16 protein-coding genes are annotated in these 16,202 nt (G+C 54.1%); 3 read left to right on the forward strand and 13 right to left on the reverse strand.

Features of this window, described 5'->3' with window-relative positions; genetic code table 11:
- From deoA to ubiT, 8 genes are all read right to left on the reverse strand, one after another.
- A complete protein-coding gene (deoA, locus tag H511_RS0115055; RefSeq protein ID WP_027253044.1) occupies positions 1-1,332 on the reverse strand; it encodes a thymidine phosphorylase in 1,332 nt (443 codons plus the stop codon).
- 171 nt (positions 1,333-1,503) lie between these two features.
- Complete coding sequence (deoC, locus tag H511_RS0115060; RefSeq protein WP_027253045.1) at positions 1,504-2,277, reverse strand: deoxyribose-phosphate aldolase; 774 nt, start codon at positions 2,275-2,277, stop codon at positions 1,504-1,506.
- A 384-nt stretch (positions 2,278-2,661) separates the two neighbouring features.
- Positions 2,662-2,832, reverse strand: coding sequence for a XapX domain-containing protein (locus H511_RS23585; RefSeq protein WP_036759722.1), 171 nt, complete (start codon positions 2,830-2,832; stop codon positions 2,662-2,664).
- 292 nt (positions 2,833-3,124) lie between these two features.
- Positions 3,125-4,408, reverse strand: coding sequence for a NupC/NupG family nucleoside CNT transporter (locus tag H511_RS0115070; protein WP_027253046.1), 1,284 nt, complete (start codon positions 4,406-4,408; stop codon positions 3,125-3,127).
- 212 nt (positions 4,409-4,620) lie between these two features.
- Positions 4,621-5,430 (reverse strand): TatD family hydrolase, encoded by an 810-nt coding sequence (locus H511_RS0115075; protein WP_338091552.1) that lies wholly within the window; start codon positions 5,428-5,430, stop codon positions 4,621-4,623.
- Positions 5,414-5,611 carry a hypothetical protein gene (locus tag H511_RS0115080; RefSeq protein WP_027253048.1) on the reverse strand — a complete coding sequence of 66 codons (198 nt, stop codon included), beginning with the start codon at positions 5,609-5,611 and terminating at the stop codon, positions 5,414-5,416. Before H511_RS0115080 ends, H511_RS0115075 begins: the two co-directional genes overlap by 17 nt.
- 192 nt (positions 5,612-5,803) lie before the next feature.
- Entirely contained in the window at positions 5,804-7,384 is a 1,581-nt protein-coding gene (gene prfC / locus H511_RS0115090; protein WP_027253049.1) for a peptide chain release factor 3, read from the reverse strand.
- A 355-nt stretch (positions 7,385-7,739) separates the two neighbouring features.
- Positions 7,740-8,219 carry a ubiquinone anaerobic biosynthesis accessory factor UbiT gene (gene ubiT / locus H511_RS23590; protein ID WP_162144619.1) on the reverse strand — a complete coding sequence of 160 codons (480 nt, stop codon included), beginning with the start codon at positions 8,217-8,219 and terminating at the stop codon, positions 7,740-7,742.
- A gap of 208 nt (positions 8,220-8,427) precedes the next feature.
- Between ubiT and ubiU the strand changes: the two genes are divergently transcribed.
- The gene (gene ubiU, locus H511_RS0115100; RefSeq protein WP_027253050.1) at positions 8,428-9,435 is read left to right on the forward strand and encodes a ubiquinone anaerobic biosynthesis protein UbiU; all 1,008 of its coding nucleotides are present in this window, start codon (positions 8,428-8,430) and stop codon (positions 9,433-9,435) included.
- 13 nt (positions 9,436-9,448) lie between these two features.
- Positions 9,449-10,330 (forward strand): U32 family peptidase, encoded by an 882-nt coding sequence (locus H511_RS0115105; protein ID WP_027253051.1) that lies wholly within the window; start codon positions 9,449-9,451, stop codon positions 10,328-10,330.
- Between the two features lie 34 nt (positions 10,331-10,364).
- Here H511_RS0115105 and H511_RS0115110 read toward each other — a convergent pair whose 3' ends face one another.
- Both H511_RS0115110 and metE read right to left on the reverse strand, forming a co-directional pair.
- Positions 10,365-10,940 carry an isochorismatase family protein gene (locus H511_RS0115110; protein WP_027253052.1) on the reverse strand — a complete coding sequence of 192 codons (576 nt, stop codon included), beginning with the start codon at positions 10,938-10,940 and terminating at the stop codon, positions 10,365-10,367.
- A gap of 159 nt (positions 10,941-11,099) precedes the next feature.
- A complete protein-coding gene (gene metE, locus H511_RS0115115; RefSeq protein ID WP_027253053.1) occupies positions 11,100-13,376 on the reverse strand; it encodes a 5-methyltetrahydropteroyltriglutamate--homocysteine S-methyltransferase in 2,277 nt (758 codons plus the stop codon).
- A gap of 109 nt (positions 13,377-13,485) precedes the next feature.
- Between metE and H511_RS0115120 the strand changes: the two genes are divergently transcribed.
- A complete protein-coding gene (locus H511_RS0115120) occupies positions 13,486-14,394 on the forward strand; it encodes a LysR family transcriptional regulator (protein WP_027253054.1) in 909 nt (302 codons plus the stop codon).
- A 2-nt stretch (positions 14,395-14,396) separates the two neighbouring features.
- Here the strand turns inward: H511_RS0115120 and rimI are convergent, their stop codons facing one another.
- Genes rimI through H511_RS0115135 form a run of 3 tightly spaced genes read right to left on the reverse strand, consistent with a single transcriptional unit; the run spans position 14,397 to position 15,783 of the window.
- Entirely contained in the window at positions 14,397-14,834 is a 438-nt protein-coding gene (gene rimI / locus H511_RS0115125; RefSeq protein ID WP_237583007.1) for a ribosomal protein S18-alanine N-acetyltransferase, read from the reverse strand.
- A 10-nt stretch (positions 14,835-14,844) separates the two neighbouring features.
- Entirely contained in the window at positions 14,845-15,246 is a 402-nt protein-coding gene (locus H511_RS0115130; RefSeq protein WP_027253056.1) for a DNA polymerase III subunit psi, read from the reverse strand.
- A gap of 27 nt (positions 15,247-15,273) precedes the next feature.
- A complete protein-coding gene (locus tag H511_RS0115135) occupies positions 15,274-15,783 on the reverse strand; it encodes a GNAT family N-acetyltransferase (RefSeq protein WP_027253057.1) in 510 nt (169 codons plus the stop codon).
- Positions 15,784-16,202 lie beyond the last annotated feature (419 nt).

A 16,202-nucleotide genomic window follows, 5' to 3' on the forward strand; every position in this document is an offset into this window, starting at 1 on the left:
TTAGACATCTTCAGCACGGATGCGACGGTATACCTCAGGTGTCGCCGCCGGTGCCTGCTCAGTGACTGTGACAGCCTGACGAACAGCATTCGCAGCGTCCTGCCATTGTGCTTCATTGCGGGCATGGATAACGGCCAGCGGGGTCTGCTTATCCAGCGTCTGACCCAGACGTATCATGTCAGTCAGGCCCACCGCATAATCAATGCTGTCGGAAGCCACTTTCCGGCCACCGCCCATGCTCACCACGGCCATGCCCAGTGCGCGGGTATCCATCGCCCCGGCAAAGCCGCTGGTTTCAGCAAACACAGGTTTGATGATCTCTGCATTCGCCAGATAATTATTATAGTTTTCAACAAAATCCGCCGGGCCGCCTAGGCCGTGAACCATTTTGCCGAACCGCTCTGCCGCGGCCCCGTTGTCCAGCACCGCCTGCAACTTGGCACGGGCTTCGCCTTCCTCTCTGGCCAGGCCTGCGTTGAGCAGCATGTCGGTACACAGCGCCATAGTGACTTCAAACAAGCGCGGGTTGCGGTATTCGCCGGTCAGGAACTGAACGGCCTCGCGCACTTCTACTGCGTTACCGGCACTGGAGGCCAGTACCTGGTTCATGTCAGTCAGCAAGGCGGTGGTTGTGGTGCCGGCGCCGTTGGCCACAGCCACAATGGATTTCGCCAGCTCTTCCGAGGCCTCATAGGTCGGCATGAACGCACCTGAACCGACTTTGACGTCCATCACCAGCGATTCCAGACCTGCCGCCAGTTTTTTCGACAGAATAGAAGCAGTGATCAGCGAGATGTTATCGACCGTGGCGGTAATATCGCGGGTGGCATACACGCGCTTATCAGCCGGTGCAAGATCACCGGTCTGACCGATAATGGCCACGCCTGCACTTTTGGTCACCTGACCGAACACCTCGTTCGACGGCATGATGTTATAGCCCGGAATGGATTCCAGTTTATCCAGCGTGCCGCCGGTATGGCCCAGGCCACGACCAGAAATCATAGGCACGAAACCGCCGCAGGCGGCGACCATAGGGCCGAGCATCAGTGAGGTCACATCACCCACACCGCCGGTGGAGTGTTTGTCGACAATCGGGCCGCCGAAATTCATGTGATCCCAGTTCAGCACCATGCCGGAGTCGCGCATGGCACAGGTCAGGGCGACCCGCTCATTCATGGTCATGTCGTTGAAGTACACCGCCATCGCGAAAGCTGCGATCTGGCCTTCAGACACTGTGTCTTTGGCGATGCCCTGAATAAAGAAGTTAATTTCGTCTTGGGTGAGTGCGATGTTATCGCGCTTTTTGCGGATAATTTCCTGAGGTAAATACATAGGATGCCTCGGCATGGCTGGGGAGAGACAATAACGCCCGGCAGAGCAGGCAGCGTCAGCGGCAGGTGCCGACAGGCGCGGTCTTTCCCTTTATTGGCAGTTTCCTGTGGCAGCCAGTCGGGCCGGCTGCCACAGATCAGGTTCAGAATCGGTCAACCGATACCAGTGGTATCAGTAACCGCCTTCTGCGGCTTTCTCGCCTTCACCCAGCGTATTGAGCAGGTTTGCCAGCAAGCTGGATGCACCAAAACGATAGTGCGCGCTGTCTGCCCAGTCGGCACCCAGAATACGATCAGCCATCGCCAGGAACTGCTGTGCATCTTCGGCAGTACGTACACCACCGGCAGGCTTAAAGCCTACGCTGTCCTGTACGCCCATGTCTTTGATTACCGTCAACATAATCTCTGCCGCTTCAGGTGTTGCGTTCACCGGCACTTTACCCGTGGAGGTCTTGATAAAATCCGCACCGGCTTTGATAGAAATTTCAGAGGCTTTGCGGATCAGTGCCGGCTCTTTGAGCTCACCGGTTTCGATGATCACTTTCAGCAGAATGTCACCGCAGGCGGCTTTACACTGTTTAACCAGCTCAAAACCCACGTCCTCGTTACCGGCAATCAGAGCGCGGTACGGGAACACCACATCCACTTCATCCGCACCGTAAGCAACGGCCGCTTTGGTTTCAGCCACGGCAATCTCAATATCATCGTTGCCGTGCGGGAAGTTGGTCACTGTGGCAATACGGACATCCGGCGTGCCCTGCTCGCGCAGTTGCTTTTTGGCAACCGGAATAAAACGCGGATAAATACAAATCGCCGCGGTATTGCCGACAGGGGTTTTCGCGTTCTTACACAGTTCGATCACTTTCGCATCGGTATCGTCATCGTTCAGTGTGGTCAGATCCATCAGTTTTAACGCACGCAGTGCAGCCGTTTTTAAATCGCTCATGACTTTCTCCAGTCGATTATGTTCTACCAAGTGTCCTGTTCACTTTGCCCACTCAGACAGTGGCAACTCTGCAGATTGTAGCCTCAGAGAAACAGAAGCGGACTTGATTCCATGAAGACTCAGGCCCTTTACAGCGTGCCCGATCGACGTCCTTTTCACCGCGCAAGGTGGCTATCACCTTGCCAGCCATTCATTTTTGTATCCTAATTCACAAAATTATCAGAATACTTACACGCAGATATCATCAATCTGCGATTCCACGCCGCCATTTTACCAAGGAGCTCAGAGGCAAACCATACAATAGACGTTTCCCAGAGTGGATAATGTGTTGACCCAGCACGCAGCTATCGTCCCCTCTCCGCCCGGCCCCTTCGGATCCCTTGCTCAGGAAAAGAAACGTTCAATCAGCCATTGATACAGTTGTCCGCCGAGATACACACCGACAATGCCCATCACCCCTGATAACACAGGCGGAGCCGGAATCGGCAGTTTGAGCGCGGAAAACATCAGCCCGACTATCACACCGGCCAGTAAAGCCACTATCACTTCATGCATGCTGTCACTCCCGTCGTTGTTACCAGACCGGGAGAGCGAAGCAGTCCGGTTTGGAAATACTCACAGAGTGTAGACCGCAGTAAACCAAGTGTCTGCTGACCCCTTAAGCATGCGCGTACCGCCTGAGTGAAGGAAGAGTCAATTGGCGCTTTTTACCGGCTTTTACCGGAAATGATTCAGATAGTTACTGATTCTGTTGACTACCGCCAGCGTCAGCGGCAAAGAAAATGCGAGGCAAAAAAAACGCCACAGCTAAGCTGTGGCGTTTTCAACCTAACAGTTTCTGACTGAATTACAGTGACAGGAACAGACCTGCGATAGTTGCAGACATCAGGTTAGACAGGGTACCTGCGGCAACGGCTTTCATACCGAAGCGGGCAATGTCGTGACGACGGCTTGGTGCCAGACCGCCCAGACCACCCAGCAGGATAGCGATAGAAGACAGGTTGGCGAAGCCACACAGTGCGAAAGAGATAATCGCTTTGGTCTTCTCAGACATCACTGCACCGGTTTCCGCAATCAGCAGGCCGCCATCAGCAACATCTTTCAGGTATGGCGTGAAGTTCAGGTAAGCCACGAACTCATTCACCACCAGTTTCTGTCCGATGAAAGAGCCGGCAACCTGTGCTTCATTCCAAGGCACACCAATCAGGAAGGCCAGCGGCTTGAAGACATAACCCAGGATCAGTTCCAGCGTCAGTTCAGGCATACCGAACCAGCCACCGATACCACCCAGCATACCGTTGATCAGGGCAATCAGACCGATGAAAGCCAGCAGCATCGCGCCCACGTTCAGCGCCAGTTGCATACCAGAAGACGCACCGGCTGCTGCCGCGTCAATCACGTTAGCTGGCTTATCGTCATGGTTGTCATCGTCGCCACCCATCTGATGAACAGGGGTTTCAGTTTCCGGCTTGATGATTTTAGCAAACAACAGACCACCCGGTGCCGCCATGAAAGAGGCTGCAATCAGGTATTCCAGTGGTACACCCATAGAGGCATAACCGGCCAGTACACCACCGGCGACCGATGCCAGACCACCACACATCACAGCGAACAGCTCAGACTGAGTCATCTTAGGTACAAACGGACGCACAACCAGCGGTGCTTCGGTCTGACCAACGAAAATGTTAGCTGTTGCAGACATGGATTCAGCACGGGAAGTACCCAGTGCTTTCTGCAGACCACCACCCAGAATATTAATCACAACCTGCATGATACCCAGGTAGTACAATACGCTGATCAGTGCTGAGAAAAACACGATAACCGGCAGCACTTTCAGGGCGAAGACGAAACCGCCGCCACCGAAAACTTCAAACATCTTGCCAGAAACCAGACCGCCGAACAGGAAAGAAATCCCCTGATCGCCGTAGCTGATGACGTTAGCAACTGCTTGAGATGCACCATACAGCACATCACGGCCTACAGGCACATACAAAACAAATGCGCCGAAGAAGAATTGAATGGCAAACGCGCCACCCACAGTACGTAAGTTAATAGCTTTACGGTTATCAGACAGCAGCACAGCCACAAGCAGCAGTACAACCATCCCAACCAGGCTCATAAACACGCTCATAGTTTATGGCATCCCTATAGTTAAATTTTGGCGTCTCGACAATTCGGCTCTCTCAAGAGTCGGGCGCATTATACGCATGGCAACTTACAGCATGTAATGCACACATCACACTTTGATTGGAAACCGAGTGAAAGTTGAATATCAAGTGTGACGAAACTCACACACAAACACCACCTGATGCATAAAGAAAAGCCAGAGAAATGTCAGAATCATCAAATTTGAGAAGGCAGTGCAAACAAAACTTCTGCATTTTTGCTAGTAGCAGCAGCAAGTACTGCCAATGATTCTGATCTCAACTCAGCCAGAGCCGCTAGTACTAACGCCACTCTGTCCGGCTGATTCGGCTCTCCCTGGTAACCGGCCAACTGCATATCTGGTGCATCGGTTTCCAGTAACATTGCATCAAGAGGTAACTGAGTCATTGTAGTTCGGGTTTTGTTCGCTCTGCGATAGGTGATCGTACCACCTACACCAATTTTGATACCTAGATCAAGAAGTTGAGAGGCTTGCTGCAAACTACCGCTGAATGCGTGATAAACCCCTCCCCGAATTGGCGGGCAGCTTTTCAGGCATTGCATCAGTTCAGGAAAGGCTTTGCGGCAATGAAGTATCACCGGCAGGTTAAATTGATTGGCTAATTCCAGTTGCCTGAGCAGCCAGCCGATTTGCTGCTGTCTGTCTGCATTCGGGATAGCAAAGTCCAGCCCGCATTCCCCGACAGCCACACAGCGGTTGCCCGCCTGCTGGCTGACCGTTTCCAGCCCGCTCTCAAGCTGGCTCAGTGTGCCGGCATCATGCTCGGAAGCAAAATACGGGTGCATACCCAGCGCATAATAGAGTGCCGGCTGTGCAGGGGATGCCGGGCGGGCACACAGTGTCTGAATTTGCTGCCAGTTCCGCGCCCCCACCGATGGGATCACAATATGGCTGACGCCTGCCTGCCCGGCCTGTACCAGATAGGGCTCAGGATCACCGGCAAACGGCGGAAAATCAAAATGACAGTGACTATCTATCAGCTGCACCTGAAGTATCCTTATTCACTGACTGACACGCTCTTGCCCTGGCAGCGCGCTGCGCCGGATGACGGGCATCGTCTTCATCATAGCGGACGGGCGCACAGCAGCGCCGGTTTTCCGGCACAAAGCCCATACGCTCGCACCAGGCATCATAGCGGACAAGCCAGCGGCGGATCAGAGTTAACACAACGCTCTCCTCCTTGCAGTTCAGATTCAGACAGTGTCTGCAGATTATGTCAGGAATGGTTTGAATACAGAACAGTATCATGCCGGAGCAGCGTAACAGCAAGCAAGCGAAGAGACATGATGCCGGCCGGACAAAAAAGCCCCTGAAATCAGGGGCTTTTTTGTATCGTAGCCTTAAGCCAACAGACAGGCATTAATGCTCGCGGGTGGCGCGGAAGTCCACCTCTGGGAAACGCTCTTTCGCCAGATTGAGGTTTACCATAGTCGGTGCGATGTAAGTGAGGTTATCACCGCCATCCAGCGCCAGGTTCACTTCGTTCTTGCGGCGGAATTCCTCGAATTTCTTGCCGTCAGCACACTCAACCCAGCGTGCCGTTGCCACGTTAACGCTCTCGTAAATGGCTTCGACATTGTATTCCGCTTTCAGACGGGCCACGACTACGTCAAACTGCAGCACACCGACGGCGCCGACGATCAAATCATTGTTGAGCAACGGACGGAACACCTGCACTGCACCTTCTTCCGACAGCTGCACCAGGCCTTTCAGCAATTGTTTCTGCTTCAGCGGATCACGCAGGCGGATACGGCGGAACAGCTCGGGAGCAAAGTTCGGGATACCGGCAAATTTCAGGCTTTCCCCTTGGGTAAAGGTATCGCCGATCTGAATCGTCCCGTGGTTATGCAGACCAATGATGTCACCGGCATAGGCGGTTTCAGCACGGGAGCGGTCACCGGCCATGAAAGTCACAGCATCCGAAATGCTGATGTTCTTGCCGATACGGACATGGTTCATCTTCATGCCCTGGGTATAAGTGCCCGAGACGATGCGCATAAAGGCAATACGGTCGCGGTGTTTCGGGTCCATATTGGCCTGAATCTTGAACACGAAGCCGGAGAACTTCTCTTCCGTGGCTTCAACATCGCGCTCATTCGCCTGACGCGGCAGCGGCGCAGGTGCCCACTCCGTCAGGCCGTCAAGCATATGGTCAACACCAAAGTTACCCAGTGCCGTACCGAAGAATACCGGTGTCAGTTCCCCTTTCAGGAACAGCTCACGATCAAATTCGTGCGATGCACCCAGCACCAGTTCCAGCTCTTCACGCAGCTGACCGGCCAGATCCTCGCCGACGGCCGCATCCAGCTCAGGGTTGTCCAGGCCTTTCACAATCCGGACTTCCTGAATGGTGTGGCCCTGGCCGGTAGCGTACAGAATGGTTTCGTCACGATGAATGTGGTAAACGCCTTTGAACTCTTTACCACAGCTAATCGGCCAGCTGACCGGCGCACAGGCAATGTTCAGCTCACTTTCCACTTCATCCAGCAATTCCATCGGATCGCGGATGTCACGGTCAAGTTTGTTCATAAAGGTCACGATAGGCGTGTCGCGCAGACGGGTGACTTCCATCAGCTTACGGGTCCGGTCCTCAACACCTTTCGCCGCATCAATCACCATCAGGCAGGAGTCCACGGCGGTCAGGGTACGGTAGGTATCTTCCGAGAAATCTTCGTGCCCCGGGGTATCGAGCAGGTTGACCAGACACTCGTTGTACGGGAACTGCATCACAGAGGTAGTAACCGAGATGCCCCGCTCTTTTTCCATTTCCATCCAGTCCGACTTGGCGTGCTGGTTAGAGCCACGGCCTTTGACCGTACCGGCACGCTGCAAAGCGTTTCCGAACAGCAGCACTTTTTCAGTAATGGTGGTTTTACCCGCATCCGGGTGAGAAATGATGGCAAACGTGCGGCGTTTACCCACTTCAGTTAAAAAAGACATATTCAGTGAAGATCCAGTTATCGAATTAAGTCAGCCCAGGCAAGGTACGTTAAAACGCGGCGCCCGGTATGTCAGTTGAGTCTTGCCCGGAACAAGCCGGGTGATGGCTGATTAACCTGTGGTTACATCCTGGCCTCTGTTTGCTCTTCTGTGCCGTAACAGGCAGTAGGGGATGACTTGGGTATATGATGGCAGAATTATACGCAAAGTCTGCGCAAAGAAACAGTCACTCGCCACTCAAGCTGCTGCCGATACGCGAACCAGGCAAAATAACTGAACGAAAATCGGCGACAAGCCGGGTAAAACCCTCCTGTCGCCGTGGGTTCGACACTTGCTGAACTGTCTGTTTGAGCGCTTATTCGGCGCCGGACACCAACGCCGCTTTGGTCAGCAGCCAGTGTAACGACTTAGGCAGGCTGTCCAGATCGAGACTGTCCAGCAGATTTTTTACCGCCAGGCCAAGTTCGGTATCCCCTTGCATCGTCAGGCGCCGCTGAAAAAACAGCGTATCGGGATCCACCTTACGGGCGGCTATACGCAACAAATCCTGGCTGCTGGCTTTCATCAGCGCGTCTGGTGCCGGAACACAGGGCAACACCACCAGCCTTCCGGAATTCAGTGTCAGGGTAAACGACCAATCCAGATCCATTATCGTGATCGTCACCGTCTTGTCAGCCAGAAAATCCAGCTCACCGTCGGATAACGCTTCTTTGAACACCACAGCCAGTGCCTGTTCTATCAGTCCCTTATGGACAAAAAACGGTGTCAGCCTGCAATGGTATTTCAACAACTGCGGTGCCAGTTCAGGTAAGCCCGGCAAGATCTGCAAGTGCACTGTGAATCCCTCTTCCATCATTGTGATGGCATCAGCTTACGGGAAATCAAGACGGCACTTACTGCGATACATCAATAACCCGGACAAGTGCAGTTCACCCCAAAGGGGTATAGCGTTTAAAAACGAGAAAAAACCTGCGTGATATCAAGATCGTCTCCCGCCAGCTTTTTATGATGTCCCCTTCTTTCGACACTCAAGGAGCTCAGGTATGGAACTGCTCTGTCCGGCTGGCAATCTGCCCGCACTCAAGACCGCCATCGATAACGGCGCCGATGCGGTCTACATCGGCTTCAAAGATGACACCAATGCCCGCCATTTTACCGGCCTGAACTTTGACGGCCGGCGGCTCGAACAAGCCGCTGACTATGTCCGCCAGCACAACCGGAAACTGCATGTTGCCCTCAATACCTTTGCCCATCCCGACGGTTTCGGCCGCTGGCAGCAGGCTGTCGATAAAGCCGCCGCACTAGGTGTTGACGCCCTGATTGTGGCTGATATCGCAGTCCTGGATTATGCCGCCCGCCGCTATCCTGAGCTGGAACTGCACCTGTCGGTTCAGGCGTCCGCCACCAATACCGAAGCCATTGCCTTTTACCGTGACAACTTCAACGTAAAGCGCGTTGTGCTGCCTCGCGTGTTGTCCATCCACCAGGTAAAACAGCTTGCCCGCAATAGCGAGGCCGAGCTGGAAGTCTTTGCTTTTGGCAGTTTGTGTATCATGGCTGAAGGCCGCTGTTATTTATCCTCTTACCTGACCGGTGAGTCGCCAAACACGGCAGGAGCCTGCTCTCCGGCTAAATTTGTCCGCTGGCAGGAAACCGGGGACGGACTGGAATCACGCCTGAACGGTATTTTGATTGACCGTTACCGTCAGAATGAGAAAGCCGGCTATCCCACCTTATGCAAAGGACGATTTGATACACAAGTAAACGGACTGAGCCAGCGAGGACATGTGCTGGAAGCGCCGACCAGCCTCAACACCCTCAGCCTGCTGCCTGAGTTGTTCAACGCAGGTATTGCCTCAGTCAAAATTGAAGGCCGTCAGCGAAGCCAGGCCTATGTAGAACAGATTACCCGTACCTGGCGTGCAGCCATCGACAGCTTTCTGTCCTCCCCCGGCAACTATCAGGTAAAAAGCGAATGGGATACGGCATTGGGCAAGCTGTCTGAAGGTGCACAAACCACACTGGGCGCCTACCAGCGTCAGTGGCAGTAACAGGAGATAAAGCATGAAATTTTCACTGGGACCACTGCTGTATTTCTGGCCCAAAACTGACATTGAAGCCTTTTATCATGCGGCCACAGACAGCGATGCTGATATTGTGTATCTGGGCGAAACTGTGTGTGGCAAACGACGGACAATGAAACCCGCCGACTGGCTGTTACTGGCCCGGGAGCTGGCGGCAGCCGGCAAAAATGTTGTGCTTTCGACTCAGGCTCTGCTGGAAGCGCCCAGCGAAATCAATGTGATGAAGAAATACATTGCTAACGGCGAATTCAGTATAGAAGCCAATGATGTGTCAGCCATCTGTCTTGCTCATCAGCAAAACGTTCCTTTTGTGGTTGGCCCGGCGGTTAACTGTTACAATGCCCAGACTTTACAGCTGTTCGTGAAACAGGGAATGGTGCGCTGGTGCATGCCGGTTGAACTGTCGCGAGACTGGTTAAGCCATACCTTAAACGACTGTACGGCCATGGGGATTCGCCAGCAGTTCGAAACCGAAGTATTCAGTTACGGCTTTCTGCCGCTGGCCTACTCCGCCCGCTGTTTTACCGCCCGGGCGGAAGGCAGGGTAAAGGACGACTGTCAGACCTGCTGCATCCATTATCCTCAGGGGCTGGCAGCAAACAGTCAGGAAAATCAGCGCCTGTTCACATTAAATGGCATTCAGACGCAATCAGGTTATTGCTATAACCTGATCAACGATCTCGCCAGCATGAAAGGATTGGTCGATGTCGTCCGTATCAGTCCGCTCGCTGACGATACACTGGCCACACTCAGTGCATTCAAGCAGGCCGAATCAACAGGCACCACCAGCCCGGTAACGGATCACATCCACTGTAACGGTTACTGGCATCGTCTTGCGGGACTGGACACCCAGACCATTTAAATCACTCAATAACATCCAGATTGTCTGTTCAGTATCAGCCCGTCTGGATGTTGTCGCGTTTGTCCAGCAAGGCCAGCAGTTCCTCGCAGGTTCCTGTCTCGCCCAGACGGGGGAAAATGCGTTCCAGCGAATTATGATGGGCATACACATTCACATCTGTCATGGCATCTGTGCATAAAGAGACATTCAGCCCGAGCTCATACGCCTGACGGGCGGTCGATTCCACGCCGATACTGGTGGCAATACCGACCACCACAACCTGAGTCACGGACAAAGCACTGAGCTTGTCTTCCAGGCCAGTATGGCTGAACGCCCCCCAGCACCGTTTAGTGATACAGATATCATTCGCCAGCGGCGTCATTGCCGGTACCAGCTCCGTCCAGTCGCTGGCAGGCGTGCCTCCGGCACGGGGCTGCTCTGTGCGTCCGGGGGCGCCACCTGCCACATTCACCAGTACAACCGGTAACTGATGGTAGCGAAACGCCTCTGCCAGCCGGGCGGCATGTTTCACGACAGCACCTGCATCGTGAGCCAGAGGCAGCCCCACTATGCCTTTTTGCAGATCAACCACAATCAATGCAGTACGACTATCCAGTTGCGTAAGCGGCATATTCCACTCCTTAAAATTTCACCTACCGATACACTATAGTGTCGATACGGCCACATCCGCTGAATATGTTTCAAATGAAAAAGGCTGCTCTGTTGTCAGGAGCAGCCTTGGCTGGACGCAATAGGTTTAGGGTTCTGGCCTGAAGGCTTCCGGCCCTGCTTAGCTGTCAGCGCGCAGCGTCTTGGCCGCTGCCACCATGTTTTGCAGTGCAGGCACCACTTCTGCCCACTGGCGGGTTTTCAGGCCGCAGTCCGGGTTCACCCATAAGCGCTCGGCCGGGATACGCTTTGCTGCTTGCTGCATCAGTTTCACCATCTGGGCTTCAGTGGGAATATTGGGCGAGTGAATATCATAGACACCCGGGCCAATTTCGTTCGGATACTTGAAGTTATCAAAGGCATCCAACAGTTCCATGTCGGAACGGGAAGTCTCTATGGTGATCACGTCGGCATCCATCTCGGCTATTGACGCAATAATGTCATTAAACTCGGAATAACACATGTGGGTATGGATCTGGGTTTCATCGGCCACCCCGTTCGCCGTGATACGGAACGACTCCACGGCCCAGCTCAGGTAGTCCTGCCACTCAGAGCGGCGCAATGGCAAGCCTTCACGCAGTGCGGCTTCATCAATCTGAATCACTTTCACCCCGGCTTTTTCCAGATCCAGCACTTCGGCGCGAATGGCCAGTGCCAGCTGGTAGCAAGAGACGGCGCGAGGCTGATCGTCGCGGACAAAAGACCAGTTCAGTATAGTCACAGGACCGGTCAGCATGCCTTTCATGGGTTTTGCGGTCAGTGATTGCGCGTACTGGGTCCAGGCGACTGTCATGGCAGCCGGACGGCTGATATCACCGAACAGGATAGGCGGCTTGACACAACGCGAACCGTAAGACTGTACCCAGCCAAACTGGCTGAAGGCATAACCGTCCAGCTGTTCGCCGAAATATTCCACCATGTCGTTACGTTCCGCTTCACCGTGAACCAGCACATCCAGATCCAGTGCTTCCTGCTCACGCACCGCGCGGGCAATTTCTTCCTTCATCCGGCTGACATAGGTTGCCTGATCCAGCTCACCTTTCCTGAACTTCAGGCGGGCCTGACGGATGTCAGCGGTCTGAGGAAACGACCCGATAGTGGTGGTCGGGAACGCCGGCAGGTTCAGGTGCGCCGTTTGCTTAGCAATACGTTCGGCATACGGATTCTGACGCTGGCCCAGCTGCGGGGTGATCGCCGCAACGGCGGCCTGCACGTCAGGATTATTCACCCGGCGGGACTGACGACGGCTGTCGATGGCGGCCTGATTGGCGGCCAGTTCAGCGGAGACGGCATCGCGGCCTTGGTTCAGGGCGCGGGCCAACACAGCCAGCTCGTCGAGTTTTTGCAGCGCAAAGGCCAGCCATGACCGAATTTCAGCATCGAGTTTCTGCTCGCTGTTCAGATCAACCGGCACGTGCAACAGTGAACAGGAGGGAGCTACCCACAGGCGGTCGCCGATATCGCGGGCAATCGGCTCCAGCCAGTTCAGTACCGCATTAAGATCAGTCTTCCAGATATTACGGCCATTGATGACCCCCAGAGACAGCACTTTGTCAGCCGGCAGGGCGGCAATCACAGCATCCACTTCATTGCGGCCACGCACCGCATCCAGGTGTAAGCCCTGAACCTGCAGATTGACCGCCAGCGACAGATTCTCTTTCAGCTCACCGAAGTAAGTGGCCAGCAAGAGTTTCACCTGACCTTTGTTCAACGTCTGGTAGGCTTTGCTCAGCGCCTGCTGCCATTCTGCAGACAGTTCAGTGACCAGGATCGGCTCATCGATCTGCACCCATTCAACCCCGTTGTCGGCCAGCAGCGTCAGCAGCTGCTCGTACACAGGCAGCAGCAGATCAAGCAGATCCAGTTTATTGGAGTTGTCCTTTTCCTTACCGAGCCACAGATAGGTCACAGGGCCAATCAGCACAGGTTTGGCGGTGACGCCCTGGGCTTTGGCTTCCGTCAGTTGTGCCAGCAGGCGCTCTGGGTTGAGCTCAAAACGGGTATCGGCGGTAAATTCAGGCACGATATAGTGGTAATTAGTATCAAACCATTTGGTCATCTCACCGGCATGCACACAGTGACAACCGCTGTCGTTCGCCGAACGGCCACGTGCTACCCGAAAATAGTTGTCCAGCTCGTCACCGGCCAGACCTTCGACGCGGGCCGGGATATTGCCGAGTGTGAAACTGGTATCCAGCACCTGATCATAAAAAGAGAAGTCGCCGACCGGAGTCAGATCGAGACCCGACTGCTGCTGCCAGTGTTTCTGACGCAGGCCGGCAGCCAGCTCTGTCAGCTCGCGTTGGCTGCTTTCGCCTTTCCAGTACTTTTCCAGTGCAAATTTCAGTTCACGGTTAGCGCCGATGCGCGGGAAACCTAAGTTATGAGTTTTAGCCATCTATACGTCCTCCAAAGTTGTTGAAGACATCTTATGGCTATATTGTGATGAATAAAAATGGCATTATTTCATCAATCAATGAATTCTAATCATAAGTTAAGGATCACCTATGATAGAAAGGAGCCATCTGGCGATATTGCGCGAGGTACACCGGCTCGGCTCACTGACGGCCGCCGCAGAGGCATTGTATTTAAGCCAGTCGGCACTGAGCCACAGCATGAAAAAACTGGAGCAGCAGATTGGTACGCCTGTCTGGAGCAAATCAGGCCGCAACCTGCACTTTACCCAGGCGGGGTTTTATCTGTTACGGCTGGCGGAGCGGGTGTTACCGCAGTTTGAACACGCTGAAGAGCAGATGCAGCAGTTTTCTTCCGGCCAGCGGGGCACACTGCGAATTGGTATGGAATGCCACCCCTGCTATCAGTGGCTGTTAAAAGTGGTCCATCCCTACCTGCAAGGCTGGCCGGATGTCGATGTGGATGTGAAACAGAAGTTCCAGTTCGGCGGTTTAGGCGCGCTGTTCGGGTATGACATCGATGTCCTTGTCACGCCCGACCCGCTACTCCGGCCCGGCATCCGCTACATTCCCGTGTTCGATTATGAGCAGGTGCTGGTGGTCAGCGCGCAAAGCCCGCTGGCTAACGAGGAATACATAGCGCCGGACATGCTGTTGGATCAAACCCTGATCACCTACCCGGTTGAGCAAAGCCGGCTGGATGTGTATAGCCAGTTTCTGACACCCGCCAAATGCAGCCCGCGCAAACACAAGCTGATTGAAACGACTGATATTATGCTGCAGATGGTGGCGGCCGGACGCGGTGTCGCAGCACTACCCAAATGGCTGGCCAAAGAGTACGAAGAGAAAATGCCGATCGTCGCTGTGCGTTTGGGTGAAAGTGGCATTCACAAGCACATTCACCTGGGGGTCAGGGAAACAGATCTGGACATTGATTATCTGAGTGCCTTTATTGCCCTGGCAGACTCCCTGTCTGAGCACAAAGAACCGTCCGCTCTGTAACGTCAGATCTGAGCTTTCATGATCAGCGCATCTTCGCGGCCGTTAGCACTGACACTGCTGTCGGCCCGGTAATAGTCTTGCCGGCGACTGACCAGCTCGAAACCACTGGCCAGGTATAACTGACTGGCCCTGGTATTGCCGGCCCGCACTTCGAGCCAGATGTCCTGCCCGCCATCTGCCTGGGCGGCAGTCACAAACGCCGCCAGCAACTGACGGCCCAGCCCTTGTCCCTGCCAGCCGGGATCAACCGCAATATTAAACAGGCTCACTTCCCCGGCCACGGACTGCCCGAAACAGTAGCCCGCCACTTTGCCGTCAACCTGCATTACCAGGTTCAGGGCGATACGGGACGGCGTTTCTCTGATCTGGCTTTCTGTCCAGGGAAACGGGTGCGCACGCTGCTCGATAGCCCACACCTCATCAAGGTGTGCTGCTGTCATGGGCAGAAATTCAATCATTGAAGGCACAGATCTGCTGCCACAATGCTTTCTTGCTGGCGGGGTTATCATGCATCTGACGCAGTGACGCTGAGTGCAGAATCTGGCAGTCGGACGGTTCAACCCCCTGACAACCGGCAAACCAGCACCAGGTCAGATGATGCTCACCCAGCTCAGACAAAGCGTGTGGCGGCAGGGTTAATGCCTGCTCCGGGGTCAGCTTCATGCTGCGCAGAATATTGCCGAACAGCCAGCCATCGTGTTCATCCATCTCATCTGCGGTCACAAACAGCAATCGACAGGTTTCGGGTAAGTCAATCACAGACTGAACCCAGTCAGGAAAACACTCAGGTTTTCTGATTTGCCAGTTGGTCAGTCCCATTTCCTGCAATAGCTGCATGTCTCTTTGTTGCATGATGTGTTTACCGCTTTTGATGTTCTGTTAGGCCGGGAGCGCGGAAAATGGGGCGCTGTATTCAACCAGGCCATGATGACCGCTCAGGGTGGATGGCAGCAGTTCCTGAACCATGAATGCCTCCTCCGGCACCGGCCAGGTACAGCGCAAGCCATGCTCCGCCGCCGTCACATAACCGCCTTTACGGTAATAGCTGTGATCCCCCAGCACCACCACCACAGGGTAACCCAGCTCTGCCAGTATTTCTGCACTTTCGCGCATCAGTGTCTGGCCGATCCCCTGCCCGCGGTATCCGGCTTTCACCGCCAGGGGCGCCAGCCCTTGCCAGCCTAAATCCTGCCCGCCGACGGTCACCGGACTGAACAAGATATGACCAACCACTTCACCTTCATCATTACATGCCACCAGCGATAAGGTCATATGGCCATTTTCACGCAGGGTCATGACCAGATCCGCTTCCGCTTCGGTATCAAATGTGTGTCGCAGCAAGGCATCGATAGTCAGAATGTCTGCCGGCACTTCAGTTCGAATCAGCATAGTTATCCTCGAAGAGACAGTCGTCAGACCGTCATTGATGCAGCAGGTATCCGCCACATTTATCCGGCCCTATTTTGCGGCCAGGCCAGTGTGATAACAACCTCTTTCTCGCCAGGCACAGCTCAGGGGCAGAAAAAGGATATCAGCACAGATTCATAGCGATGATAGCTTCCCTGCTGTCACTACAGCTGTTCGCCTGAATAAACATCAGTCCAGAGTTTACTGGTTCACATTTGTGTCACAGACATGCAGATGAAAAGTCAGTGACATACAGATCCAGCGGGGCTTTTCTTCTTCTCGCCAGTCAAATGCAAATATTAACCGCTGAAATAATCTGCTTTTAAAACATTATTTTAGATGCAGACGCCTCGTTTACCCCGGCTGGCTTTTTGTAACCGGTGTCAATAAATCCATTTTTT

The organism is Photobacterium halotolerans DSM 18316 (genome assembly GCF_000425165.1).
Taxonomy (GTDB): domain Bacteria; phylum Pseudomonadota; class Gammaproteobacteria; order Enterobacterales; family Vibrionaceae; genus Photobacterium; species Photobacterium halotolerans.